Below are 25,077 nucleotides of genomic sequence, written 5' to 3' on the forward strand. Positions count from 1 at the left end.
TCAGCAGGGATTGGAATGACCACAGGCTAAGGGCGTTGGCGACTGGCTCGCCAACGATGATTATTTCGGAATACTTGAATTCAACTCATCAATCGAGCAACTGATCGTTGAACCATTCCAGCATCTGCGCCACCGCCGGACGCTCCAGCCGCAGCCGCTCGCACACCAGCGCGTATTGGCCCAGCGCAGTCATGCTCGAGGTGAACGGCCGTACCAGACGCCCGCTGAGCAAATCTTCCTGGGCCGTCAGGTTGTCGCCCATGGCCACGCCCTGCCCTTGGGCCGCGGCTTCCAGTGCCAGCCCGGCATGGGCGAAATACAGTTGCCGGTCGGGGCGCTGGTCGCCGGCATGGCTGGTGAGCCACGCGGTCCAGGTCTTGCCGTCCTGGTCATCGTGCAGCAGGCAGTGGCGGGCCAGGTCCTTCGGGGTTTTCAGCGTGCCCTGGTTGAACAGGCCGGGGCTGCACACCGGGAAGAACTGCAACGCCGGCAGCGGCCGGACGAAGTACGCGGAGCTGTCCACCGGGCCGGTGCCGTAGGTGATCGCCAGGTCGATGTCTTCCCCGGGCGCCGTGGCGTCGATCGGCTGTTCGTACAGATGCAAGGTGATGTGCGGGTAACGCGCGTAGAAATCCGTGAGCCGGCTCATCAGCCACTTTTGCGCCAGTTCGGCGGTGACCGCCAGACGCAATACCGCCAGCGATGAAGGATCGCGCAGCTCATCGCAGGCATCGCCGATCAGTTCGAATGCCTGCTGCAAGCTCTGCATCAGGCGCCCGGCGGCCAGGGTCGGGCGAATCTGCCGGCCCTCGCGCACGAACAGCGGCACGCCGAGCTGCTCTTCGAGCTGGCGAATCTGGTGGCTGACCGCGCTGTCGGTGACACACAACTCGGCGGCCGCCCGACCGAAATGGGCGTGACGGGCGGCGCATTCGAAGGTTCGCAGGGCTGCCAGGGAAGGTAGTCGTCGCATCAGGTCATGTCCCGGTTTCGAGGCGGACATGCTGAATTGACAGACGGTGGGTGTCCAGTGGGACCGCGTTATCGTTCTTCGCGAGCAAGCCCGCTCCCACATTTGGAACGCAATCCCCCTGTGGGAGCGGGCTTGCTCGCGAAGGGGCCAACCCATTCACCACCTATCCAACGGGCTATCACGCTGGCTGATCAACGATGACACGCCCCCAAACCCGGCGCATGTTGAACCCTCAACCGGAGGGATTCGCCATGCTCAACACACTCAAGCACATCAACTCGACAGCAGCCTTCAACCGCTGGGCCGGCTTCGAAGTCACCCGCGCCGAAAGCGGCGAAGTCGAACTCACGATGGCCTTTCGCGAGACCGACATGGCGCAATACGCCGGTTTCCTGCATGCCGGCCTGATTGGCGCGCTGCTCGACACCGCCTGCGGCTTCGCGGCTGGAACCGTGGCGGGCAACGTGCTGGCCTCGCACTTTTCAGTGAACTGCCTGGCACCTGCCATCGGTGAAGTGTTCATCGCCCGGGGCCGGGTGGTGAAGGCAGGCAAGAAGCAGGTGTTCGCCCGCGCCGAGCTGTTCGCGCAATCCGGTGATCAACTGAAACTGGTGGCGACCGGCGACGCGATTCTGGTGCCGGTCGAGTAGCCCTGACGGTCTAGGCTGTTCGGGGTACGTTCCAGACAGCCGGAGATTCCCATGCAACTCGAAGGTTCCTGCCATTGCGGCGCGGTGTCGTTCAGTCTGACCTGCGCCCACCCCTACCCTTACCAGCGCTGCTACTGCTCGATCTGCCGCAAGACCCAGGGCGGTGGTGGCTTTGCGATCAACCTCGGTGGCGATGCCGCCAGCCTCAAGGTTCGCGGGCGCAAGCACATCGCGATCTACCATGCGCGGCTCAAGGAAGACGGTGACAAACGCGCCCACAGCAGCACCGCCGAGCGGCATTTCTGCTCGGTCTGCGGCTCGGGCCTGTGGTTGTTCAGTCCAGAGTGGCCGGAGTTGATTCACCCGTTCGCCTCGGCCATCAACACCTCGCTGCCGGTGCCGCCGGAACACACGCACCTGATGCTGGGTTCAAAGGCGACGTGGGTTGAGGTCCAGGCGCAGCCAAGGGATAAACAGTTCGATGTGTACCCCGAAGAGTCCATCGCGCAATGGCATGAACGGCTGGGTTTGAGCCGTTAGCTTTTGTGTTGCTGATGGCCCCTTCGCGAGCAAGCCCGCTCCCACAGGGAAATACATTCCAATGTGGGAGCGGGCTTGCTCGCGAAGGCGTCCGCAAGAACAACACCGAATGTTCAGGCCGCAGCCGGCACACCACTATGAAAACGGAATTCCACGTCCGGCGACTCGATCAGTTCCTGCTCGGCGGCGCGGACCTTGTCGATCACCTCGGCGATGTCCTTGGCGTCGCCGTACTGGTACGCCAGTTTCAGGTAACCCTGGAAATGCCGGGCCTCGCTCTTGAGCAGACCGAAATAGAACTTGCCCAGTTCTTCGTCCAGATGCGGCACCAGTGCTTCGAAACGCTCGCAACTGCGGGCCTCGATGAAGGCGCCGACCACCAGGGTGTCCACCAGTTTCACCGGCTCGTGACTGCGTACCACCTTGCGCAACCCCGACGCATAGCGCCCGGCGGACAATTGGCGCAGTTCGATCTTGCGCCGCTTCATCAGGCGCATGACCTGTTCGTGGTGCACCAGCTCTTCCCGGGCCAGGCGCGACATCATGTTGATCAGATCGACGTGGGAGTGATACTTGGCGATCAGGCTCAACGCGGTGCTGGCCGCCTTGAATTCGCAGTTCTTGTGGTCGATCAGCAGGGTTTCCTGATCGGCCAGCGCGGCCTCGATCCAGCCGTCGGGGGTGCGGCAGCCAAGGAACTCGTGAATTTCGGGAAGGATCATGGGGCTCACGGACAAATAGGTTCAAAACGAAGGGCGCCGATTATACCGGCCTGCCCGCAGACCACCAGTCGCCAACCGTTGATATGCATCAAGTCCCCGAATCGCAGACAGCAACTATAGTTGTGCAACGCCGTGCTTTTTTATTTTCAGGAGATCGCGCACATGCAAGCCGTTCGCAGCATTCTGGTGGTCATCGACCCCGAGCATTCCGAAAGCCTGGCGCTCAAACGGGCGAAGTTGATCGCCGGCGTGACCCAGGCACAGTTGCATCTGCTGGTGTGCGACCCCAAGCACGATCACAGTGGCATGTTGGGTGTGCTCAAGGCCGCGTTACTGGAAGACGGTTACAACATCACCACTGAGCAAGCCTGGAATCAGAGCCTGCATCAAACCATCATCGATGTGCAGCAAGCCGAAGGCTGCGGTCTTGTGGTGAAGCAGCACTTTCCCGACAGCGCACTGAAAAAGGCCCTGCTAACACCCGAGGACTGGAAATTGCTGCGCCAATGCCCTTGCCCGGTACTGTTGGTGAAAACCGCTGGTTCATGGAAAGACAAAGTGATCCTGGCAGCTGTCGACGTCGGCAACACCGACCTCGAACACCGCCACCTGCACGACACCATCATTGATCATGGCTATGACATCGCCACCCTGGCCAAGGCCCACTTGCACGTGATCAGCGCCCACCCGTCGCCGATGCTGTCGTCGGCCGACCCGACGTTTCAACTCAGCGAAACCATCCAGGCGCGCTACCGCGAGCAATGCAAGTCGTTCCAGGCGGAATTCGACATCGACGATGATCACCTGCACATCGAGGAAGGCCCGGCGGATGTGCTGATTCCGTTCATGGTGCACAAGCTGCAGGCGGCGGTGACGGTCATCGGTACCGTGGCCCGTAGCGGGTTGTCAGGGACCTTGATCGGTAATACGGCGGAAGTGGTGCTCGATGCGGTGGAGAGCGATGTGCTGGTGCTCAAGCCGACGGAAGTGGCGGATCATCTTGAGGAGATTGCGGACAAGCATTGAGATTTGTGGTGTTCGGCCGGACGCCATCGCGAGCAAGCTCGCTCCCACACTGGATCTGTGTTGCTCACAAATCCCCTGTGGGAGCGAGCCTGCTCGCGATGCTCTTAGCCGCCAAACGCATCCTTGAGAAACCCCGGCGCAATGTAGCGCTGGTAATGGGCTTCGGAGAGCAGGAAAAATTCCCGATCAATGGCGTCGCGCAATTCCGGCAGGTTCCACTCGCGAAACTCCGGCAGCAACACCATTCCGTAGGCTTCCAGATTGTTGATCACCCGCGCACCGCGGGCGATCAACTGGTAGGCCCAGCAATATTCCGACTGATGGGGCACGAAGCGGATCTTGCGTTGCTCCAGCTGCATTCTCAGCAGCGCCGGATCGAAAATTTCCACCTTGGCGGCCATCACCTGCGACAGCAACTGCTCAAGACGCAGCCATACCGCGCGCTTTTCTTCCTCGTTGTAACCGTTCCAGTGGATCACTTCGTGGTGGAAACGCTTGCAGCCACGGCACACCAGGTCACCGTAAACGGTGGAGCAGAGGCCGACGCAGGGTGTCTTGATGGTCTGATTGGGCATAGATAGGCAAAAACGCGAGAAAGCAGAACAGGCCCGCATGTTAGCCCTTTGTCGGCCATTGATCACCCCTCAAAGTTCAGGGCCCATGGAGAATCGGGCTCTGCTGACCGCCTCCACCAAAGTCCAATAAACACTGACTTACCTTTAATTTTTTTTTGCCGTAGAATCAGCCTGCCTTTTTAGGCGCCAATGTCCGTTAGAAGCTGTTTTCAAAGCGTCACGAGCACAGTCGTTCCTTCAGAGCGGTGTTGGCGAGGGGTTTTTCCAGCGGGGAAAAGCCCAACGCCAACCCTCATCAGCTCCCGTTCTGCAGGCGTAAAACTTTGAAAGCAGCTTCTGTAAGGAATTGTCGGTAATTCTGGCTTAGTGGCTCACAACGCCATGCAGCGCATGAGTACGGCAATTTCGGGATGAGCGTCCCGGACACCCATTTGGGACCACTGATGAGGGTAATAACTGTGCTTGAAGCCTACCGCAAACATATCGAAGAGCGCGCAGCACTGGGTATCGTTCCCCAGCCGCTAAACGCCGAACAAACTGCAGGCCTGGTCGAGCTGCTGAAAAATCCCCCGGCTGGCGAAGAAGCATTCCTCGTTGACCTGATCACCAATCGCGTTCCGCCTGGAGTGGACGAAGCAGCCTATGTCAAGGCCGGCTTCCTGTCCGCCATCGCCAAAGGCGAAGCCAAATCCCCCCTGATCGACAAGAAGCGCGCTGTTGAACTGCTCGGCACCATGCAGGGCGGCTACAACATCGTGACTCTGGTTAACCTGCTGGACGACGCCGAACTGGCTCCAGTAGCTGCCGCAGAACTCAAGCACACCCTGCTGATGTTCGACGCCTTCCACGACGTCGCTGAAAAAGCCAAGAACGGTAACGTTCACGCCCAAGGCGTGCTGCAATCCTGGGCTGACGGCGAGTGGTTCGTGAAGCGCCCGACCCTGGCCGACAAGATCAGCCTGCGCGTGTTCAAGGTCACCGGCGAAACCAACACCGACGACCTGTCCCCTGCGCCTGATGCCTGGTCCCGTCCAGACATCCCGCTGCACGCCCTGGCCATGCTGAAAATGGCTCGCGACGGCATCGTGCCTGACGCACAAGGCGTCACCGGTCCGATGAAGCAGATCGAAGAAATGCGCAACGCCGGCTTCCCTATCGCCTACGTCGGCGACGTGGTCGGTACCGGTTCTTCGCGTAAATCGGCCACCAACTCCGTACTGTGGTTCTTCGGCGACGACGTTCCTTACGTACCGAACAAGCGTGCCGGCGGTTTCTGCTTCGGCAGCAAGATCGCTCCGATCTTCTACAACACCATGGAAGATGCTGGCGCACTGCCAATCGAATTCGACGTTTCCAACATGCACATGGGCGACGTGATCGACCTGTACCCGCATGCTGGCAAAGTCTGCAAGCACGGCACCGACGAAGTCCTGACCACCTTCGAAATGAAGACCCCGGTCCTGTTGGACGAAGTTCGTGCTGGCGGCCGTATTCCGCTGATCATCGGCCGTGGCCTGACCGAGAAGGCTCGCACCGAGCTGGGTCTGCCACCGTCGACCCTGTTCAAGAAGCCTGAAGCACCGGCTGAAAGCACCAAGGGTTTCACCCTGGCGCAGAAAATGGTCGGCAAGGCTTGCGGCGTGACCGGCGTTCGTCCGGGCACCTACTGCGAACCGAAGATGACCACCGTGGGTTCCCAGGACACCACAGGTCCCATGACCCGTGACGAACTGAAAGACCTGGCGTGCCTGGGCTTCTCGACCGACCTGGTGATGCAGTCCTTCTGCCACACCGCGGCTTACCCTAAGCCGATCGACGTGACCACCCACCACACCCTGCCTGACTTCATCATGACCCGCGGCGGCGTTTCCCTGCGTCCGGGCGACGGCATCATCCACTCGTGGCTGAACCGCATGCTGCTGCCAGACACCGTCGGTACCGGTGGTGACTCCCACACCCGTTTCCCGATCGGCATCTCGTTCCCGGCCGGTTCCGGTCTGGTTGCGTTCGCCGCAGCCACCGGCGTCATGCCGCTGGACATGCCTGAGTCGATCCTGGTTCGCTTCAAAGGCGAACTGCAGCCAGGCGTCACCCTGCGTGACCTGGTTCACGCCATTCCTTACTACGCGATCCAGGCCGGCCTGCTGACCGTAGAGAAGAAAGGCAAGAAGAACGCCTTCTCCGGTCGCATCCTGGAGATCGAAGGTCTGCCTAAACTGACCGTAGAGCAAGCGTTCGAACTGTCTGACGCCTCGGCTGAACGTTCGGCTGCCGGTTGCACCATCCAGCTGTCCAAAGAGTCGATTGCCGAATACCTGCAGTCCAACATCACCCTGCTGCGCTGGATGATCGGCGAAGGCTACGGCGATGCACGTACCCTGGAGCGTCGCGCTCAAGCGATGGAAGCCTGGTTGGCCAACCCTGAGCTGCTGCAAGCGGACAAAGACGCTGAATACGCTGAAATCATCGAGATCGACCTGGCCGACATCAAGGAGCCTGTGCTCTGCGCGCCAAACGACCCGGACGACGCTCGCCTGCTCTCCAGCGTTGCTGGCGAGAAGATCGACGAAGTGTTCATCGGTTCGTGCATGACCAACATCGGTCACTTCCGCGCTGCCGGTAAACTGCTGGAACAGGTCAAGGGTCAGCTGCCAACCCGTCTGTGGCTGTCGCCGCCGACCAAGATGGACGCTCACCAGCTGACCGAAGAAGGCTACTACGGCATCTACGGCAAGGCCGGCGCTCGCATGGAAATGCCGGGCTGCTCGCTGTGCATGGGTAACCAGGCACGTGTAGAGCCGAACTCGACCGTTGTGTCGACTTCGACCCGTAACTTCCCGAACCGTCTGGGTGACGGCGCGAACGTCTACCTGGCTTCGGCTGAGCTGGCGTCCGTGGCTTCCATCCTGGGTCGCCTGCCGACCGTCGAGGAGTACATGGAATACGCTGGCAAGATCGACAGCATGGCGGCCGATGTCTACCGTTACCTGTCCTTCGACCAGATCGCCGAGTTCCGTGAAGCTGCTGCGAACGCCAACATCCCGGTCGTTCAAGCCTAACGTTGCAACACAATGAAAAACGCCGCCCATCGTGAGATGAGCGGCGTTTTTTTATGCCGTCAGTTCAAACACCAAAAACCCTGTGGGAGCGGGCTTGCTCGCGAAGAGGGAGTGTCAGTCCATACAAATATCGACTGACACTCCCTCTTCGCGAGCAAGCCCGCTCCCACATTGGGTTATGCATACGGCTTGAGCGCTTGCTGGACTGCCCCATCCACACTCAACCCACTCAGCACCACCCCGTTAACCTGCACCTGCGGCAACACCGCCAACGCCATTTGTGCGTCATCCTTGAGACGCGCCAGAATCAGCCGTTTGCCTTCCTGATGCACTCGCACAAAAAACTCCTGCAACGCCTCGATGCTGGTGCCATCCAGATCGGGCGATTCCTCAAGACTGAGAATCACCGTTTGAATCGGCGTTTGCGAATGCCGGATCAGGCGCAAGGCACCGCCAAGAATCCGCTCGACGTTGGCAAAGAACAACGCTTCCCCCGGTCGCACAATCAACACGCCAGGCACTGCTTGCGCTGCAGGATGGCGTTGCAGGTCGACAAAGTCGTGACCGCCATCGATGCGCCCCAGGATCTGGATATCCGCCGCCGACATCTGCTTGAGCATCAGCAACACACTGATCGCCACCGCCACCAGCAAGCCGTCCAGCACCCCCAGCACCAGCACCGCAGCCACGGCGCAGATCACCAGCAAGCGGTCTCGGCGCCAGATGAAATAGCGTCCCAGCGGCTGCAGGCTCAGCCCGCGCCCCAGGGCATGGATGACGATGGCGGCGAGGATCGGTTCCGGGGTCAGTGCGATGTAAGGCAGCACCGTCAGGACAATGACCAGCACCACCAGCGCCGCCACGATACCGGCCAGGCGCGAAGTGGCACCCGCCGCCTCGTTGGCCGACGTCGCCGAATACCCCGCGCCCGCCGGCATGCCGTGGAACAGGCCAGACAACAGGTTGGAAGCCCCCAGCGCCAGCAGGTCGCGGTTCGAGGTAACCCGGTCGCGATGTTTTAGCGCATAAGAACTGATCGAGCCGTAGGACTCCGCATACAGAATCATCACCATGGCGAACGCCAATTCCCCCAGACGCAGCCAGTCGGCAAACGGCAGTGTCGGCAGCTTCGGCACCTCCAGGCTCAGGTCAATCACGCCGATCAGCTTCACGCCATAAGCCGGCAGGTCCAGCCACTGCCCCGCCGCAATGCCGATCACCACCACCAACAAACCACCCGGCAAGCGCCGAAACCGCGCAAACAGCCATAACAAGGCCAATGCCACGGCGCCCACAGCCGCAGCCACCCAATTCCATTGCGGCAGTTGCTCCAGCAATTGCGGCAGGAAGCGCACCAGGTTGGCATCGATCAAATGCACGCCGACCACACTGGCGACCTGCTTGAGGATGATGGTCAGCGCCAGGCCAAAGGCAAAGCCGCGCAGCACCGGTTTGGCGATGAACGAAGTCACGCTGCCGAGCTTGAACAACCCCGCCAGCAAGAAAAACGCCCCGGTCATCAGTACCAGGCCGATGGCCAGGGTCGAGCGAAGCCCGGGGTCGCCATGGGCCAGGGTGGCGGTCGCGGCGGCCAGCACGGCGGCGGAGGATGAAGTGGCCGAGACAATCGCAAAACGGCTGGTACCGAACAGGCCATAACACAACAACCCGGCGAACAAGGCGATCACCCCGGCCTGGGGCGCCAGTGCGGCGATGCTTGAATAGGCGACCGCTTCGGGCAGCAACAGACCGGCAATCGACAAACCTGCCAACAGGTCCTGCCAGCGATTGGGTTGCTCGGTGGGATCAGCCTTTGGGGCGCTCGACAATCCAGTGTCTCCAGGCGAAAAAAAACCGCTGCACGTATCACGTGCAGCGGCCACTGTAGCTGTCAATCCGGCACTGCGCGAGCAGGCCGGTCGATCACGCGGTCAGCGAGTAGATCAACGCCGTGATCGCCACCAGGCCCACCGCCGTCACGAAGACGTTGGAGGCCTGACCGCGATAGCGTGCCATTGCCGGCACCTTGCGGATGGCGTACATCGGCATCAGGAACAGGATCGCCGCGATCACCGGGCCACCGAGGGTTTCGATCATGCCGAGGATGCTCGGGTTGAGCGTGGCGACGATCCAGCACACCACCAGCATGAACGCGGCGGTCATGCGGTCCAGGGCCTTGGCGGACGGACGCTTGCCGCTCTTGACGATCAGGCCCTTGAGGCCTTCGCTGGCGCCGATGTAGTGCCCCAGGAACGACTTGGAAATGGCCACGAAGGCAATCAACGGCGCTGCGAAAGCGATGGTCGGATTGCTGAAGTGGTTGGCCAGGTACGACAGGATCGACAGGTTCTGCGCCTTGGCTTCGGCCAGTTGCGCTGGCGACAGGGTCAGCACGCAACTGAAGACGAAGAACAGCACCATCACCACCATCAGCAGGTGGGCGCGGGACAGGATCTGCGAGCTGCGCTCCTCGGCGTGCTCACCGTAGCGGCGCTTCTGGTCCACGGCGAACGCCGAGATGATCGGCGAGTGGTTGAACGAGAACACCATCACCGGAATCGCCAGCCACAGGGTATGCAACAGCGCCGATGGCGCCGGCACGCTGCTCGCTGTGGCGAGGATGCCGCCGTTCCAGTGCGGAACCAGGTACACCGCCAGGAACAGCAACGCGACAATGAACGGATAGACCATCAGGCTCATGGCCTTGACGATCAATTGCTCACCGCAACGCACCACCGCCAGCAGGCCGAGGATCAGCACCAGCGACAGCACGGCGCGTGGTGGCGGCGTGATGTGCAGTTGATGTTCCATGAAGCTGCCGACCGTGTTGGTCAGGGCCACGCTATAGATCAGCAGGATCGGGAAAATCGCGAAGAAGTACAGCAAGGTGATCAGCGCGCCGGCCTTGATGCCGAAATGCTCTTCCACCACTTCAGTGATGTCGGCGCCTTCGCGACCGGACAGCACGAACCGGGTCAGCCCGCGGTGCGCGTAGAACGTCATCGGAAACGCCAGCAGCGCCAGGACCAGCAACGGCCAGAAACCGCCCAGGCCTGCGTTGATCGGCAAAAACAGGGTTCCCGCACCAATCGCCGTGCCAAACAGGCCCAGCATCCAGGTGGTGTCCTGGCGATTCCAGCTCGAAAGCGTCGCGGGTGTCGCGTCTACATAGCGTTCGTTAACGCTATTGGCCTGATCATTCATCCGGTGGGATCTCCACATTCCGGTCACTTGCCACCCGGCCAGGACGCGTCGGAATACCCGACAGGCAGCGCCCGGCCGAAACAGGGGCGCGATTCTGGAGGATTAGTGAGCAGAAGCAAAGACTTAGGTGAGGAACGGTGGTACCAATTGGGCGATAGTGAACGACACATAACCTGTGGGAGCGGGCTTGCCCGCGAAGGCGGTGGCACATTCAGCGTTGAGGTGACTGACACACCGCTTTCGCGGGCAAGCCCGCTCCCACAGGGGATTGCGGTGATTTCGTTATTTACGGCACCTGCGCTTCATCGCCAAAGCGCAGTCCGCACTTGATAAAGGTCAAACGTCATGTATTTTTAACTGACCTGCATTCCTTCTGGAGTCTTCCCATGCCACTGGTTCGCGTCGACATCAAAAAACACCGGGACCCCACCCACGCCAAACGCATCGGGCAACTGATCTATGCCGCCATGCACCAGACCATTGGCGTGCCGGAGCACGACAATTTCCAGATCCTGGCCGAACACGACGAGCAGCATTTCATCTTTGACCCCGGTTATCTGGGCATCAACCGCTCGGACCAGTTGGTGGTGATCCAGATCACCATGAGCGAAGGACGAACCGTCGAGCAGAAAAAACGCCTCTACAAAACCATCGCCGAAAGCCTTAACGCAGAGCTGGCCGTGCGCCTGGAGGATGTTTTCATTAATCTGGTGGAAGTGAAAAAAGAGAACTGGTCGTTCGGCAACGGAATTGCCCAATACGCCCTCTGATGTTCAACCTGCAAACCGAGAATGAGCCATGCCCCGAGTTTCCCGCAAACAAGCCGACCTCAACCGCGAGACCATCGTCGATGCCGCCACACGGCTGTTTCGCGAACGCGGTTTGCACGGGATCAGCGTGGTCGATGTGATGGCCGCCGCCGGCCTGACCCATGGCGGCTTCTACGGGCACTTCGAATCCAGGGAAGCCCTGGCGCAAGAGGCCAGCGGCCGGGCTTTCAAGCAGGCCGCGCAACGCTGGCAAGCGCGAGTGGCCGAGCATGACAACAAGGACGCCGCCCGCCGCGCCGTGGTCGAACCCTACCTGTCCAACGAAAGCCGGGACAATCCGGGCGACAGCTGCCCGGTGGTGGCCTTTGCCGGGGACATGTGCCATGAGGCCGCCGAGAGTGGATTGCGCCAAACCTATCTGCAGGGCCTGAACAACCTGCTCGATTCCCTCGGTTCGCTGCTCGACGCAGAGGACGAAGCCGGCAAGCGCCAGCAGGCGCTGGTGCAGTATTCGCTGATGTTCGGTGCGCTGATGTTGTCCCGGGCCACCCGCAGCGATCCGCTGTCGGATGAAATTCTCGAAGCTGCCCGGGCCGTCCTCACGCCGTCGAAGTAAAGCGACCTCAAGCCGCGCAATAAAAAGACCTCAGGCTTCGCCAGCTCCTGCACTGCGATCGCTGGTGGTTGCCAAGCCACCCTGAAATCAGCAATCTCAGGTGACATTCGAGCCGATTTACGATGCCACAGGGAGCCAAGCATGCCTGTAACCGTCCTGGTACTGGTTGAAACCATCAATGATTACCTGCCCATCCTCGAACATCAGGGCTTGCACCTGATTCTGGCCCCGACGCCCGCCGAGCGCGCCGAAGCCATCGCCCGCCACACCGGGCAGATCGACGCCGTCCTCACCCGTGGCCCGTTGGGGCTGTATGCCGATGAAATCGCCGCACTGCCCAACCTCAAGATCATCTGCGTGATCGGCGCCGGCTATGAACACGTCGATCTGCAGGCCGCCGCCGACCGGGGCATCACCGTCACCAATGGCGCCGGGGTCAACGCCTCGTCCGTCGCCGACCATGCCATGGCGCTGCTGCTGTCGCTGGTGCGCGACATACCCCGCTGTGATGCCGCCGTACGGCGCGGCGAGTGGCCGAAGATCATGCGCCCTTCCCTGGCCGGAAAACGCCTGGGCATCCTGGGCCTCGGCGCGGTCGGCATGGCCATCGCCAAACGCGCCAGCGCCGGTTTCGACATGAGCGTTTGCTACCACAATCGCCAGCATCGCAGCGATGTGCCCTACACGTTCTGCAAGACGCCGACCGAACTGGCGCGCGTCTCGGACTTCCTGATCGTCGCCACGCCCGGCGGCCAGAGCACCAGGCACCTGATCAATCGCCAGGTACTGGACGCGTTGGGCCCCAAGGGGTTTATCGTCAACATCGCCCGGGCCAGCGTGATTGCCACCGCGGACCTGATCGCCGCTCTGGAGCAACGCCGGATCGCCGGCGCCGCGCTGGATGTGTTCGACGCCGAACCGAAGGTGCCGGATGTGCTCAAGACCCTGAACAACGTAATCCTCACGCCCCATGTCGCCGGGTTGTCGCCGGAAGCCACCCAGGGCACCGTCGAACTGGTGGGCAAGAACCTCGTGGCGTTTTTCTCTGGCCAACCGGTGCTGACGCCGATCGACTTGCCGCCCGCCAAGAGCCGGGTCGCCCTTTGATGGCGATTCAAACAGCTGTATCAAAAGCAATGATTGGCCGGCAACACGCTCACCTATAAGAGCCGTTCGCGGTTGTGGGTGCGCCGTGTGCGCATTAGATTAGCCAATAGTTTCAGGCCTCCAGAATAAGCAGAAGGGATAAGCATGGCGCTTAACGACCAGTCCACCCGTATCCGCACCGGCGAAGAGCTCGATGCCAGCCTGATCGATCCGTACCTCAAGGCCCATATTCCGGGGCTCAGCGGTTTGCCACGGATCAGCCAGTTTCCGGGCGGTGCTTCAAACCTCACCTACTTGCTGGAATACCCCGAACAGGAATTCGTCCTGCGTCGCCCGCCCTTTGGCCACAAGGCCAAGTCAGCCCACGATATGGGCCGTGAATTCCGCATCCTCAATCAATTGCGCGACGGTTTTCCGTACTGCCCGAAAGCCTACGTGCACTGCACCGACGAATCGGTGATCGGTGCCGAGTTCTATGTCATGGAACGGGTCAACGGCATCATCCTGCGCTCGGACCTGCCGCCGGAACTGGGCCTGGATTCAGCGAAAACCCAAGCCCTGTGCAAGAGCTTCATCGACAAGTTCGTGGAACTGCATCGCGTCGACTACAACGCCTACGGCCTGGGTGACCTCGGCAAACCCGAAGGTTACGTGGCGCGGCAAATCAAAGGCTGGAGCGATCGCTACGAAAGAGCCCTGACTCCCGATGCGCCACAATGGGAGACGGTCAAAGCCTGGCTCAACGACAAGATGCCGGCCGACCATCCGACTTCCAGCATCGTGCACAACGACTACCGCTTCGACAACGTGATCCTCGACCCGAACAACCCGATGCAGATCATCGGCGTGCTCGACTGGGAACTGACCACCCTCGGCGACCCGCTGATGGACCTGGGCAACACCCTCGCCTACTGGATCGAAGCCGATGATCCGGCGCCGGTGCAGATGATGCGCCGCCAGCCAAGCCACGCGCCGGGCATGCTGACCCGCCGCGAGTTCGTCGATTACTACGCCGAACGTTCGGGCATCCGCATCGACAATTTCGACTTCTACTACACCTACGGCCTGTTCCGCCTGGCCGGCATCGTGCAGCAGATCTACTACCGCTTCTACCATGGCCAGACCCAGGACAAACGCTTCGCGCAGTTCATACACATGAACAAGCTGCTGGAGCAGATGAGCTTGCAGGTCATTTTGAAATCCAGCCTCTGATCGGCTTCATTACAAGGGAATCCCATGTCCAAGACTCAGTTGTTCGACCTCGACGGCAAGATCGCTTTCGTCTCCGGCGCCAGCCGTGGCATCGGTGAAGCCATCGCCAAACTGCTGGCCCAGCAAGGCGCCCACGTGATCGTCTCCAGCCGCAAACTCGAAGGCTGCCAGCACGTGGCCGACGCGATCATCGCGGCAGGCGGCAAGGCCACCGCCGTTGCCTGCCACATCGGCGAAATGGAACAGATCAGCCAGGTCTTCGCCGGCATCAAGGAACAGTTCGGGCGCCTGGACATCCTGGTCAACAACGCCGCGACCAACCCGCAGTTCTGCAACGTGCTGGACACCGACCTCAGCGCCTTCCAGAAAACCGTCGACGTGAACATCCGCGGCTACTTCTTCATGTCGGTCGAAGCTGGCAAGCTGATGCGCGAAAACGGCGGCGGCAGCATCATCAACGTCGCCTCGATCAACGGCGTTTCGCCGGGCATCTTCCAGGGCATCTACTCGGTGACCAAGGCGGCGGTGATCAACATGACCAAGGTGTTTGCCAAGGAATGTGCGCAGTTCGGGATTCGTTGCAATGCCTTGCTGCCGGGCCTGACCGACACCAAATTCGCCTCGGCACTGGTGAAAAACGAAGCCATTCTGAACACCGCTTTGCAGCAGATCCCGCTCAAGCGCGTGGCGCATCCGAGTGAGATGGCGGGTGCGGTGCTTTACCTCGCCAGCGATGCTTCCAGCTATACCACTGGGGTTTCGTTGAATGTGGATGGTGGGTTCTTGTCCTGATACGGTTTCCGAATGAAGGAAAGGCAGCCGATTGGCTGCCTTTCTTGTTTACGTTGACGATAATTACCAAGTCTCGACATCCGGGCCTTGACCGACCACAACCATACATCAATAGAATGTTAATCAGCTCGGATGAACAGTAAACGAAACAGACTTCTCATCTTCCTTACCCCCGTCGGGCAGGCTGATAAAGCAAGTGAGATTATATGTGCCTGCCGGCATTTTTATTGGAACCTTCCCAATACACAGAAAATCATCAGTCTCGCCTTGAAACGGAATACCAACAAACATATACCGAAAATCTTCCACCCTCATACGGATTGCAGAATTTTTGGCCGACACAAAAGTTGCATAATAATAACCCAACTGATTTGCAATAAATTTACTAGTACTGGGAAATAACCCGCCAATAACTCGAGAATGCCGACTCAATCGAACATCAAATATCACATTATAATCACCAACACCCTCAAACTCCACTTGCAATTGCATATCAGCATCACTATCGCCGCAGATAAACTCCCAACTAGCTACGCGACTTGGTTCGAGCCACTCTCCAGAACCGGGAATCAATTGAACATTTGAATCTGCATTCAACAGTATCAATCTAACTCGCGAATCCTTAAATTTGCCCTCCCTATTATTTATTTGAATTCTATGAACTCCGTTTTTTGCTGCATCTGCTATTGAACCAGAGTACATGGGAACTTTAGAAAATAAAATTTGTGGAAAGGCTATTAACTGCGAAACAGGTAATGTCATTGGTATTGTCATGCCTGTTCCTAACAGTGACAACTGGAATGTGCCACTTTTCGTATTCCCCGTCACCTTCCAACTGTATATTATTTGTTCTTCGCCAAAATCCGGGTCACTCACCACATTGTGTGGATCAAGGCCGCTTTTAACTACACAGTTCAGCTTAATCGGAAGGCCCCATAGCGGACTGCCTGGTTTCGGTGTCAGGGTGACAGTTTGGGGTTTGTCCCGATAAAACACATTCCCCCCGGCAGGCACGGCAACGCCGTCGATCTTCACGTCAGCCTCATCCGCCAGACTGTGCGAAATCACTATGCTTCGGTGCTCCCACGACTGCTCCACTTCCCTGCTGTAAAAAACCAGCGTCATACGACCGCTCTTGCCAGCGCTCGGCGAAATCATCCATTTGAACTTGCCATTGACAGGGACAACCCAATTGCCAAAATCCGGCGACGCATTGATGCTCAAATCGCCATACTCAGCCAGCCCCAAATTGAGTTCCTCGGCAATTTCGGGTGGAGCCTCCACCGTCACATCGTTCACCTGTCCACGGAGAAAAACAGGTTTCGCGCCCCACTCCACTTTCTTTCCGTTGATCAACAACGTGGCATCTTCCCAAGGGCTTGTTGCAGCGATTGCAGCTTTTAGATTGGTGGTCATGGCGGCGTTTCCCTTTTCAGCGGTGTTCATGAAAAAACAGTCCGTTAACTATCAGGAAAAATCGACACACCGGAAACTGTCATAACTGACAGGTCAACTAGAACAAGTTGCGATAAAAACCGCCTATGACTTACAAATCATTCAGTTTTTTTGAGATGACGGGTGCAGTGCTGTACTCGCCAGGGATACCAGGGTCGGATAACGCCAGTCGGCCACGGCATTGGGAGGCGTGGCGCCAAACCCCAAGTCCCAGGCCATCCCGCCGCCCAAGACGACGATGAAGGAAATCACCATCACCCCGAGCAGCCCGGGTTTACTGCGTGACGCAACGAGTCGTGGTGGTGACTCGGGTCACTTGCCCGTCTTCGGCCCGTACATCACCGAGGACATCGGTTTTATCGATGGCCTGGCAGGTGCGCTCAGGAGGTGGCGGAGTGACCGCTGGAGGGGGTGGCGGACTGGCACAGCCGCCGAGAATCGCTACGCACAATGCCAGCGACAAAGGTGAGATAACGCGTTTCCCAAGAGTTTTCATAGGTTGACCCGCGATAAGTGATAGACACATGTTTTGTGACAACAGAACCGGCGCGCAAAATCCACACACCGCTCACAAAAATAAATATCTGCGAATCACTTATAGCCCGGCCGGTGGCATTTGCATCTTTACCGCTGCCCCTTGGGCCGTCATTCACTGGAGAACAGTCCCCGCTCCCGCGCCCAGACAATCGCTTCGCTGCGGCTGTGCACTTCGAGCTTGGAATACACCGCCGCCAGATGGTTGCGCACGGTGTTCGGCGCGAGTTTCAGGCGCGCGGCGATTTCCTTGTCGGCCCGGCCTTCGCATATCAGGCCCAGCACATCGCGCTCACGGGTGGTCAGGTCAGTGAAGGACACACTGGGCAACTTCGGTGAATTGACGTTCTTCACATTGGCCAGTTTTTCGATCAGCGTGCGGCTGAACCATGAGGCGTCCTTCATCGCTTCCTCGATGACCGACACCAGTTCCAGCTCGGTGCGCCTGCGCTCGGTGATGTCCATCAGCACCAGCAGATAGCAGGGGTTGCCTTGAATGTTCACCGTGTCCGCCGACACCGTGCAATCGATCAGCCCGGCGTCTTTTCGGCGCAAGCGCACATCGATGCAGTCCAGGCTGCCGGTTTTTTCCAGCGCGGCGAACAGCCAGATGCGCGCGTTTTGGTCATCGATGAAATCGATCTGCGCAATGCTGCTCCCAAGCACGTCCTCCCTGGGATAACCCAAGGTATCGAGGAACGCTTCGTTAACGTCCAGCACCCGTTGATCAGCCGCGCCGCACAGCAGAATCGGCACCGGCGACAGGCGAAACGCTGCGGCGAAGCGTTGCTCGGCGCTGGCCCGGTCGGTGATATCGTCCATGATCAACACCAGTGATTCCGGCTCGCCACTGCTGTCGGCCAGTACCAGGCTGTGCACGCGATGGACCCAGGTACGCTCTTCGTCCGCCGCCGACGTCACCTCCACCAGCACATCGCTGAACGTCTCGCCACGGGCCACCCGGTTGATCGGATAGCTGTCGGCAGGCACGACCTGATTGTTGCGATCACGCAGGGCAAAGCGTTTGACATAGGCCTTGGCGTTGGTACCCAGGTCGCTGATCTGCGAGGCACCGTGCATGGCCAGCGCCGCCTCGTTGGCCCACAGGATGCTCTGGTCGGGATCGAGCAGAATCACCCCGTCGGACACGCCGGCGATGATTTGCTGCAACTGGCGGCGATTGGCTTGCGTGGTCAGGACGTCCTGGCTCATTTCGACTCCACAAGTAGAGTGACCCTGTGAAGAGTACGACCTCCGAAAATTCGGATAGTGCAACGAACCCTGTGGGAGCGGGCTTGCTCCGGGCGGCGATCCGACGAAAGCGGTAGACCCTTCAACATGTATGTCACCTGACACACCGCTTTCGCGAGCAAGCTCGCTCCCACAGGGATCTCCATAATTTTCGGCAAGTGAAAGGCTCGAGGGGCTGTCCGTCCTTTGACTATTGCACGTTGAAGGACGCGCCCAGCCCCGCCAGCTTGTCCGGATTACGCATGATGAAAACCCGATTCACCCGCCCCGTTTCATCGAAACCAAACGTCATCGACGCGGTGATGACACCGTCGGCCTTGATGATGACGCCTTGGGCACCATTGATTTCAACGGGCAGCCATTCACTCGTTTGCCAGTAGGCGTGCAACGACTGGCCAATGAAATCCAGCACGCTTTCGATGCCAGACAGCGTTTCACGGATCGCCGAAGCCTTGCCACCGCTGTCGGCGCAGAGTTCGACGTCTTCGCTCAGCATCGCGCTCAAGTTCGCCGTGGAGCCACTGGCGATGGCGTTATGGAAAGCACTCAGCAACTGGTTCTGCCGCACAGGTTGCGGTTGATAGCGGGTTTGGGCACTGCCGAGACTCGCCTTGGCCCGGGACACCAGTTTGCGGCAAGCGGCTTCCTGCACCCCGACCGCATCGGCGACCTGCGGGTAATCCATGTCGAAGATTTCGTGGAGCAGGTACGCAGCGCGTTCCTTGGGTGTCAGGCGCTCCAGCAGCAACATGAACGCGGTGGACAATGACGAGGCCAGTTCGAGCCTGTGTTCGGGTGAGTCCTGATGGCTCGTGTGAATCGGCTCCGGCAGCCAGGTGCCGATGTAGTCGACCCGGGAATTGTGCGCCGAGCGCAGCACATCGATGCAGTGCCGGGTGCAGGCTGTGGTCAGCCAGGCGGCCGGCGTGGCGATGGAGGCCCGGTCGGCCTCCAGCCACTTGATGAACAACTCTTGCACCGCATCCTCGGCTTCGGCGCGCGAACCGAGGATGCGATAGGCCAGACCAAGCAAAAAGGGCCGGCGTTGCTCGAACACGGTGGCGGCGTTTTCAGCGCAGTTCATCAATCAGTGCCTCGACACCTGCAAGCGATTCCACAGGTTGATCATGCCGATCTCGGCCGTCAAGGCGCCGATCTGTTCGTCATTGAAGTGCGCCCTCAGTTCACCGCGCAGGCTGGCGTAATCGGTTTTTTCATCCAGCACCGTCAAGGCTTCGGTCCACGCCAGCGCGGCGCGCTCCGCAGGGCTGAAATCACTGACGTGACGCCAGACGATCAGGCGATCCAGACGTTCGTTGGTTTCATTGGCTTCCCGTGCCTCCCGGGTGTGCATCTTCACGCAGAAACCGCACTGGTTGATCTGCGAGGCGCGCAGGTGGATCAAATGCTTGAGGGCGGGATCGAGATCATGCTGATCGAGCGCGACATGGACTTGGGTCAGGCTTTCGAAAACCTGTGGGATCGATTGCAGCAGGTTGACCGCTTGGCTGTTGGACGACATCGTGTTGCTCCACTGATTGAGGGATTCAACAGGATGACGATCGAGGATTGCGCATTGTGACGTGCGCTGAAAATTTCAGCGCACGTCACCCGGCTCAGGCCGCCAATTCGCCCTTCGCCACCGCCGCCGAAGCCGCCAGCATCGCCCGCAACAGCACCGCACAGCCGGCCGCCAGGTCATCCGGCGCGGCGTTTTCGATTTCGTTGTGGCTGATGCCGCCCTCGCACGGCACGAAGATCATCCCGGCCGGGCCGAGTTCGGCGAGGAAGATCGCGTCGTGGCCTGCGCCGCTGACGATGTCCATGTGCGACAGGCCCAGGCCTTGGGCGGCACCGCGCACGGCTTCGACGCAGCCTTTGTCGAAGTACAGCGGCGGGAAATCCGCCGTCGGGGTGAGTTCGAAGGTCAGGCCGTGTTCGTCGCAGGTGGTTTCGATGACTTCGCGCACTTCGGCGATCATCGAGTCCAGACGCTCCGGTTCCAGATGGCGGAAGTCCAGGGTCATGCGCACTTCGCCGGGGATGACATTGCGCGAGCCGGGATAGGCTTGCAGGCAACCGACGGTGCCGCAGGCATGGGGTTGATGGCTGAGGGCGGCGCGGTTGAGCGCACCGACGATCACCGCGGCGCCGACCAGGGCGTCCTTGCGCAGGTGCATCGGGGTCGGGCCGGCGTGGGCTTCGACGCCGCGCAATTTGAGGTCAAACCATTTCTGCCCGAGGGCACCCATGACCACGCCAATGGTCTTGCGTTCGTCTTCCAGGATCGGGCCTTGCTCGATGTGGGCTTCAAAGTAGGCACCGACTTTGTGGCCACTGACTTTACGCTGGCCGGCGTAGCCAATGGCATTCAGTGCTTCACCCACGGTCACGCCCTCGGCATCGACCTTGGCCAGGGTTTCCTCGAGGGTGAATTTTTCCGCGAACACGCCGGAACCCATCATGCACGGGGCGAAGCGCGAGCCTTCTTCGTTGGTCCAGACCACCACTTCCAGCGGCGCTTCGGTTTCGATGTCGAGGTCGTTGAGGGTGCGCAACACTTCGACGCCGGCCAGCACACCGAAGCAGCCGTCGAACTTGCCGCCGGTGGGCTGGGTGTCGATGTGGCTGCCGGTCATCACCGGTGGCAGGTCGGGATTGCGCCCGGGACGACGGGCGAAGATATTGCCGACGGCGTCGATGCTGACGGTGCAGCCTGCATCGGTACACCATTTGACGAAGATGTCCCGGGCCTGGCGGTCGAGATCGGTCAGGGCCAGGCGACACACACCGCCCTTGACCGTGGCGCCGAGCCTGGCCAGCTCCATGAGCGATTGCCACAGGCGGTCGCGGTTGATGTGCTGATGGCTGGACTGCAGAACGTCTACGGCCGCGTTCATGATGATCTCCTCAGGCTGTTCTTGTGTGTTTCTTCAGGCATTTCGTCGGTGGATTCAAAGCCCTCATCGCGAGCAAGCTCGCTCCCACAGGTTTTGTGAACACCCGAGAACCCTGTGGGAGCGGGCTTGCTCGCGAAGAGGCCAGTCGTCACACCGGAGATTTCGCTACCGACGGATCGACTCGCATCACACTCAACCCATAATAAATAATCCCACCCAGCGCCGAGCCGGTAAACCAGCCATAGCTGTAGAACCAGCTGAACGCATCGCTGCCCAGGGACAACAACGTCAACACCACCGGCACACCAAACGCGATGAACCCGCTCCAGTTCCACGCCGGATACACGTCGTCCCTGTAGAGCCCGGCAAGGTCCAGTTGCTGTTTCTTGATCAGGAAATAGTCCACCACCATGATCCCGGCAATCGGCCCCAGCAGGCTGGAATAACCGAGCAACCAGTTGGAATAGACGGTTTCGAGACTGACGTCCGAGACAATCAGGCCGAGTTTTTTCAGCAGCTCATGGGCCATCAATGCCAACCCGACAAACCCGGTGAGCAATACGGCCTTGGTGCGGTTGATCGCCTTGGGCGCGATATTCTGGAAGTCATTGGTCGGCGACACGATGTTGGCTGCGGTATTGGTCGACAGCGTGGCAATGATGATCAGCGCCATGGCCAATGCGACCCACACCGGGCTCTGGATATGGCCGATCAGGGTCACCGGATCGGACACCGTCACCCCCACCAGTTTCACCGAGGCCGCGGTCATCACCACGCCGAGGGACGCGAACAGGAACATGGTCAGCGGCAAACCGATGATCTGCCCGACGATCTGGTCCTTCTGGCTTTTTGCGTAGCGACTGAAATCCGGGATGTTCAGGGACAACGTGGCCCAGAAGCCAACCATCGCCGTCAGCCCGGCGGCGAAGTAGCTGGCCACGCCGGCGCCTTCGGGACGCTTGGCCGGAATTGCCAGCAATTCGCTCATCGACACGTTGGGCATGGCCCAGACCAGCAGGCCTGCGCCCACCAGCACCAATAGCGGCGCCGACAGGGTTTCCAGCCATTTGATCGACTCGGCACCGCGAATCACCACCCACAGGTTAAGTGCCCAGAACACCATGAAGCCGATGACCTCGCCGGTGCCGCCCAGGGATTTCCAGCCCTCGAACACCGAGCCAAGGAACAGGTGAATCGCCAGCCCGCCGAACATGGTCTGGATGCCGAACCAGCCACACGCCACCAGGGCGCGGATCAGGCACGGAATATTGGAACCGAGCACGCCGAAGGACGAGCGCAGCAACACCGGAAACGGAATGCCGTACTTGGTGCCGGGAAAGGCGTTCAGGGTCAGGGGAATCAGCACGATGATGTTGGCGAACAGAATCGCCAGCAGCGCTTCACCGACGCTCAAGCCAAAGTACGCGGTCAGCACGCCACCGAGGGTGTAGGTCGGCACGCAGATCGCCATGCCCACCCACAGCGCGGTGATGTGCCATTTGTTCCAGGTGCGTTCGCGCACCCTGGTCGGTGCAATGTCGTGGTTGTAACGGGGACTGTCGAGGACATCGCTGCCGGCTTCGAGTTCGAACAAGCCGTCGCGCTCGGTCACTTGCGATCTGATCTGTTGCATGGCCGCTCCACTGTTCTTTTGATTATTGTTGCTCATCAGGGGCTGGCGGCATCAATAAGCGTGCCGTGTACCCCGATCAAGCATCGGGCAGTTCCATAAACACATTGCAACCAACTGATGTTTATCAGTTTTATTCGCTGACTCGACTATTTGTCAGGCCACTCAGGCCGAATGCCAGGCAAGTTGTCGAAACAGTCAGGACTCAAACTGGTGCGTTGATCTTTTTTTCAATGGCTGCGCATCAACCATAGACCATACTCAAACAGCTGATTTCACATAAGAAATCTTGACTATTTTTCGATCCTGTCAAGTGCGTCAAAATGGTGAGCAGCCTCACCATTTTGGTGAATCTTGTACTTAATCGTTAAATATCAATTAGTTAATAACAACATAAGCTTATAAAAAATATTCTTGCCGATTCGGATAACTGCAGCTAGCGTTTAATCCTGACAGCGCTGACAGGAATCAATCTGTCCGGGCTGTTTTTATATAGAACATCTAGAACCGGCATAAGCCGGTCATTGCCTGCGAGGAACTCGGAATGTCTCTGTTGATCCGTGGCGCCACCGTAATTACCCATGATGAAAGTTATCGCGCCGATGTGTATTGCGCAGACGGCGTGATCAAGGCCATCGGCGAAAATCTCGATGTACCTGCAGGCGCCGAAGTGCTCGACGGCAGCGGCCAATACCTGATGCCCGGCGGCATCGACCCGCACACCCACATGCAACTGCCCTTCATGGGCACCGTGGCCAGCGAAGACTTCTACAGCGGCACGGCGGCGGGACTGGCCGGCGGCACTACCTCGATCATCGACTTCGTGATTCCCAACCCGCAGCAATCCTTGCTCGAAGCCTTCCATCAGTGGCGCGGCTGGGCCGAGAAGTCGGCGTCGGACTACGGTTTTCATGTCGCCATCACCTGGTGGAGCGAACAGGTCCGCGAGGAAATGGCCGAACTGGTCAGCCAGCACGGCGTCAACAGCTTCAAGCATTTCATGGCCTACAAGAACGCGATCATGGCCGCCGATGACACCCTGGTGGCGAGTTTCGAACGCTGCCTGGAACTGGGCGCGGTGCCGACCGTTCACGCGGAAAACGGTGAACTGGTGTATCACCTGCAACGCAAGCTGATGGCCCAGGGCATCACCGGGCCGGAGGCGCATCCGCTGTCGCGGCCCTCACAGGTTGAAGGCGAAGCCGCGAGCCGGGCAATCCGCATCGCCGAAACCCTGGGCACGCCGCTGTACCTGGTCCACGTCTCGACCAAGGAAGCCCTCGACGAAATCACCTACGCCCGGGGCAAGGGTCAGCCGGTCTACGGCGAAGTACTGGCCGGGCACCTGCTGCTGGACGACAGTGTCTACCGCGATCCGGACTGGCAAACCGCCGCCGGTTACGTAATGAGCCCGCCATTCCGCCCCCGTGGCCATCAAGAGGCGCTCTGGCATGGCCTGCAATCAGGCAACCTGCACACCACCGCCACCGACCACTGCTGCTTCTGCGCCGAGCAAAAAGCCGCTGGCCGCGACGACTTCAGCAAGATCCCCAACGGCACCGCCGGCATCGAAGACCGCATGGCGGTGTTGTGGGATGAAGGGGTGAACAGCGGACGCTTTTCGATGCAGCAATTCGTCGCGCTGACCTCCACCAACACGGCGAAGATCTTCAACCTCTACCCACGCAAAGGCGCGATTCGTGTGGGCGCCGATGCCGACCTGGTGCTATGGGATCCGCAAGGCACGCGGACCATTTCCGCCAAGACCCACCATCAGCAGGTGGACTTCAACATCTTCGAAGGCAAGACCGTGCGTGGCGTGCCCAGCCACACCATCAGCCAGGGCCGCGTGGTCTGGGCCGACGGCGACCTGCGGGCCGAGCGTGGAGCCGGGCGCTATATCGAACGGCCGGCGTACCCGGCGGTGTTTGATTTGCTGAGCAAGCGGGCTGAGTTGCACAAGCCGACGGCTGTGAAACGCTGAAATCGAGGCCTTCGGCCTTCGCGAGCAAGCCCGCTCCCACAGGGGAACGCATTCCAAATGTGGGAGCGGGCTTGCTC

At 59.8% G+C, this 25,077-nt stretch carries 23 protein-coding genes; 10 read left to right on the forward strand and 13 right to left on the reverse strand.

Annotation, left to right across the window (positions count from 1 at the left end; genetic code table 11):
- Nucleotides 1–88: 88 nt before the first annotated feature.
- Nucleotides 89–973 (reverse strand): LysR substrate-binding domain-containing protein, encoded by an 885-nt coding sequence (locus KGB28_RS02260; RefSeq protein ID WP_223441856.1) that lies wholly within the window; start codon nt 971–973, stop codon nt 89–91.
- Nucleotides 974–1,224: 251 nt separating this feature from the next.
- On the opposite strand from KGB28_RS02260, the gene KGB28_RS02265 reads away from it, so the two are divergent.
- Together KGB28_RS02265 and KGB28_RS02270 are read left to right on the forward strand one after the other, a co-directional pair.
- A complete protein-coding gene (locus KGB28_RS02265) occupies nt 1,225–1,623 on the forward strand; it encodes a PaaI family thioesterase (protein WP_223441860.1) in 399 nt (132 codons plus the stop codon).
- 51 nt (nt 1,624–1,674) lie between these two features.
- Nucleotides 1,675–2,163: a GFA family protein gene (locus KGB28_RS02270; RefSeq protein WP_223441863.1), complete on the forward strand. Its 489-nt coding sequence runs from the start codon at nt 1,675–1,677 to the stop codon at nt 2,161–2,163.
- A 113-nt stretch (nt 2,164–2,276) separates the two neighbouring features.
- On the opposite strand, the gene KGB28_RS02275 is transcribed toward KGB28_RS02270, so the two are convergent.
- Nucleotides 2,277–2,885 carry a tRNA-(ms[2]io[6]A)-hydroxylase gene (locus KGB28_RS02275; RefSeq protein ID WP_223441866.1) on the reverse strand — a complete coding sequence of 203 codons (609 nt, stop codon included), beginning with the start codon at nt 2,883–2,885 and terminating at the stop codon, nt 2,277–2,279.
- A gap of 162 nt (nt 2,886–3,047) precedes the next feature.
- Between KGB28_RS02275 and KGB28_RS02280 the strand changes: the two genes are divergently transcribed.
- Nucleotides 3,048–3,911: a universal stress protein gene (locus tag KGB28_RS02280; RefSeq protein WP_223441869.1), complete on the forward strand. Its 864-nt coding sequence runs from the start codon at nt 3,048–3,050 to the stop codon at nt 3,909–3,911.
- Nucleotides 3,912–4,015: 104 nt separating this feature from the next.
- Here KGB28_RS02280 and KGB28_RS02285 read toward each other — a convergent pair whose 3' ends face one another.
- Nucleotides 4,016–4,486: a DUF1289 domain-containing protein gene (locus tag KGB28_RS02285; protein ID WP_056727706.1), complete on the reverse strand. Its 471-nt coding sequence runs from the start codon at nt 4,484–4,486 to the stop codon at nt 4,016–4,018.
- 458 nt (nt 4,487–4,944) lie between these two features.
- Here KGB28_RS02285 and acnB point away from each other — a divergent pair, with 458 nt between their 5' ends.
- Nucleotides 4,945–7,545, forward strand: a complete 2,601-nt coding sequence (gene acnB / locus KGB28_RS02290) for a bifunctional aconitate hydratase 2/2-methylisocitrate dehydratase (protein ID WP_150724322.1) — start codon at nt 4,945–4,947, stop codon at nt 7,543–7,545.
- A gap of 176 nt (nt 7,546–7,721) precedes the next feature.
- On the opposite strand, the gene KGB28_RS02295 is transcribed toward acnB, so the two are convergent.
- A complete protein-coding gene (locus KGB28_RS02295; protein WP_223441872.1) occupies nt 7,722–9,374 on the reverse strand; it encodes a SulP family inorganic anion transporter in 1,653 nt (550 codons plus the stop codon).
- A 94-nt stretch (nt 9,375–9,468) separates the two neighbouring features.
- Nucleotides 9,469–10,749: a serine/threonine transporter gene (locus tag KGB28_RS02300; protein ID WP_223441874.1), complete on the reverse strand. Its 1,281-nt coding sequence runs from the start codon at nt 10,747–10,749 to the stop codon at nt 9,469–9,471.
- Between the two features lie 386 nt (nt 10,750–11,135).
- Between KGB28_RS02300 and KGB28_RS02305 the strand changes: the two genes are divergently transcribed.
- The 5 genes from KGB28_RS02305 to KGB28_RS02325 all read left to right on the forward strand — a co-directional run bounded on the left by KGB28_RS02305 (nt 11,136) and on the right by KGB28_RS02325 (nt 15,246).
- Nucleotides 11,136–11,519 (forward strand): tautomerase family protein, encoded by a 384-nt coding sequence (locus tag KGB28_RS02305; protein WP_223441876.1) that lies wholly within the window; start codon nt 11,136–11,138, stop codon nt 11,517–11,519.
- A gap of 28 nt (nt 11,520–11,547) precedes the next feature.
- A complete protein-coding gene (locus tag KGB28_RS02310) occupies nt 11,548–12,135 on the forward strand; it encodes a TetR/AcrR family transcriptional regulator (RefSeq protein ID WP_223441877.1) in 588 nt (195 codons plus the stop codon).
- Between the two features lie 141 nt (nt 12,136–12,276).
- Nucleotides 12,277–13,242 (forward strand): 2-hydroxyacid dehydrogenase, encoded by a 966-nt coding sequence (locus tag KGB28_RS02315; RefSeq protein WP_223441880.1) that lies wholly within the window; start codon nt 12,277–12,279, stop codon nt 13,240–13,242.
- 144 nt (nt 13,243–13,386) lie between these two features.
- Nucleotides 13,387–14,454: a phosphotransferase family protein gene (locus KGB28_RS02320; RefSeq protein WP_223441881.1), complete on the forward strand. Its 1,068-nt coding sequence runs from the start codon at nt 13,387–13,389 to the stop codon at nt 14,452–14,454.
- Between the two features lie 24 nt (nt 14,455–14,478).
- The gene (locus tag KGB28_RS02325; RefSeq protein ID WP_223441883.1) at nt 14,479–15,246 is read left to right on the forward strand and encodes an SDR family oxidoreductase; all 768 of its coding nucleotides are present in this window, start codon (nt 14,479–14,481) and stop codon (nt 15,244–15,246) included.
- 123 nt (nt 15,247–15,369) lie between these two features.
- Here KGB28_RS02325 and KGB28_RS02330 read toward each other — a convergent pair whose 3' ends face one another.
- The 8 genes from KGB28_RS02330 to KGB28_RS02365 form a co-directional block, all read right to left on the reverse strand.
- Nucleotides 15,370–16,692, reverse strand: a complete 1,323-nt coding sequence (locus tag KGB28_RS02330) for a hypothetical protein (protein ID WP_223441884.1) — start codon at nt 16,690–16,692, stop codon at nt 15,370–15,372.
- 111 nt (nt 16,693–16,803) lie between these two features.
- Nucleotides 16,804–16,956, reverse strand: coding sequence for a hypothetical protein (locus KGB28_RS02335; protein ID WP_263296512.1), 153 nt, complete (start codon nt 16,954–16,956; stop codon nt 16,804–16,806).
- Between the two features lie 19 nt (nt 16,957–16,975).
- Nucleotides 16,976–17,197 (reverse strand): hypothetical protein, encoded by a 222-nt coding sequence (locus KGB28_RS02340; protein WP_223441887.1) that lies wholly within the window; start codon nt 17,195–17,197, stop codon nt 16,976–16,978.
- Between the two features lie 149 nt (nt 17,198–17,346).
- Nucleotides 17,347–18,447: a helix-turn-helix transcriptional regulator gene (locus KGB28_RS02345; protein ID WP_223441890.1), complete on the reverse strand. Its 1,101-nt coding sequence runs from the start codon at nt 18,445–18,447 to the stop codon at nt 17,347–17,349.
- A 229-nt stretch (nt 18,448–18,676) separates the two neighbouring features.
- Nucleotides 18,677–19,570: an RNA polymerase sigma factor SigJ gene (sigJ, locus tag KGB28_RS02350; RefSeq protein WP_223441892.1), complete on the reverse strand. Its 894-nt coding sequence runs from the start codon at nt 19,568–19,570 to the stop codon at nt 18,677–18,679.
- Nucleotides 19,571–19,573: 3 nt separating this feature from the next.
- Nucleotides 19,574–20,008, reverse strand: a complete 435-nt coding sequence (locus tag KGB28_RS02355) for a carboxymuconolactone decarboxylase family protein (protein ID WP_223441894.1) — start codon at nt 20,006–20,008, stop codon at nt 19,574–19,576.
- 94 nt (nt 20,009–20,102) lie between these two features.
- Complete coding sequence (locus tag KGB28_RS02360; protein ID WP_223441896.1) at nt 20,103–21,386, reverse strand: Zn-dependent hydrolase; 1,284 nt, start codon at nt 21,384–21,386, stop codon at nt 20,103–20,105.
- Between the two features lie 148 nt (nt 21,387–21,534).
- Complete coding sequence (locus KGB28_RS02365) at nt 21,535–23,019, reverse strand: NCS1 family nucleobase:cation symporter-1 (RefSeq protein ID WP_223441908.1); 1,485 nt, start codon at nt 23,017–23,019, stop codon at nt 21,535–21,537.
- A 541-nt stretch (nt 23,020–23,560) separates the two neighbouring features.
- Between KGB28_RS02365 and hydA the strand changes: the two genes are divergently transcribed.
- On the forward strand, nt 23,561–25,000 hold the full coding sequence (gene hydA, locus KGB28_RS02370) for a dihydropyrimidinase (protein ID WP_223441910.1): 1,440 nt from the start codon (nt 23,561–23,563) through the stop codon (nt 24,998–25,000).
- The last annotated feature ends 77 nt before the right edge of the window (nt 25,001–25,077 follow it).

This window comes from Pseudomonas sp. BF-R-19 (assembly GCF_019956445.1).
Classification (GTDB): domain Bacteria; phylum Pseudomonadota; class Gammaproteobacteria; order Pseudomonadales; family Pseudomonadaceae; genus Aquipseudomonas; species Aquipseudomonas fluorescens_BH.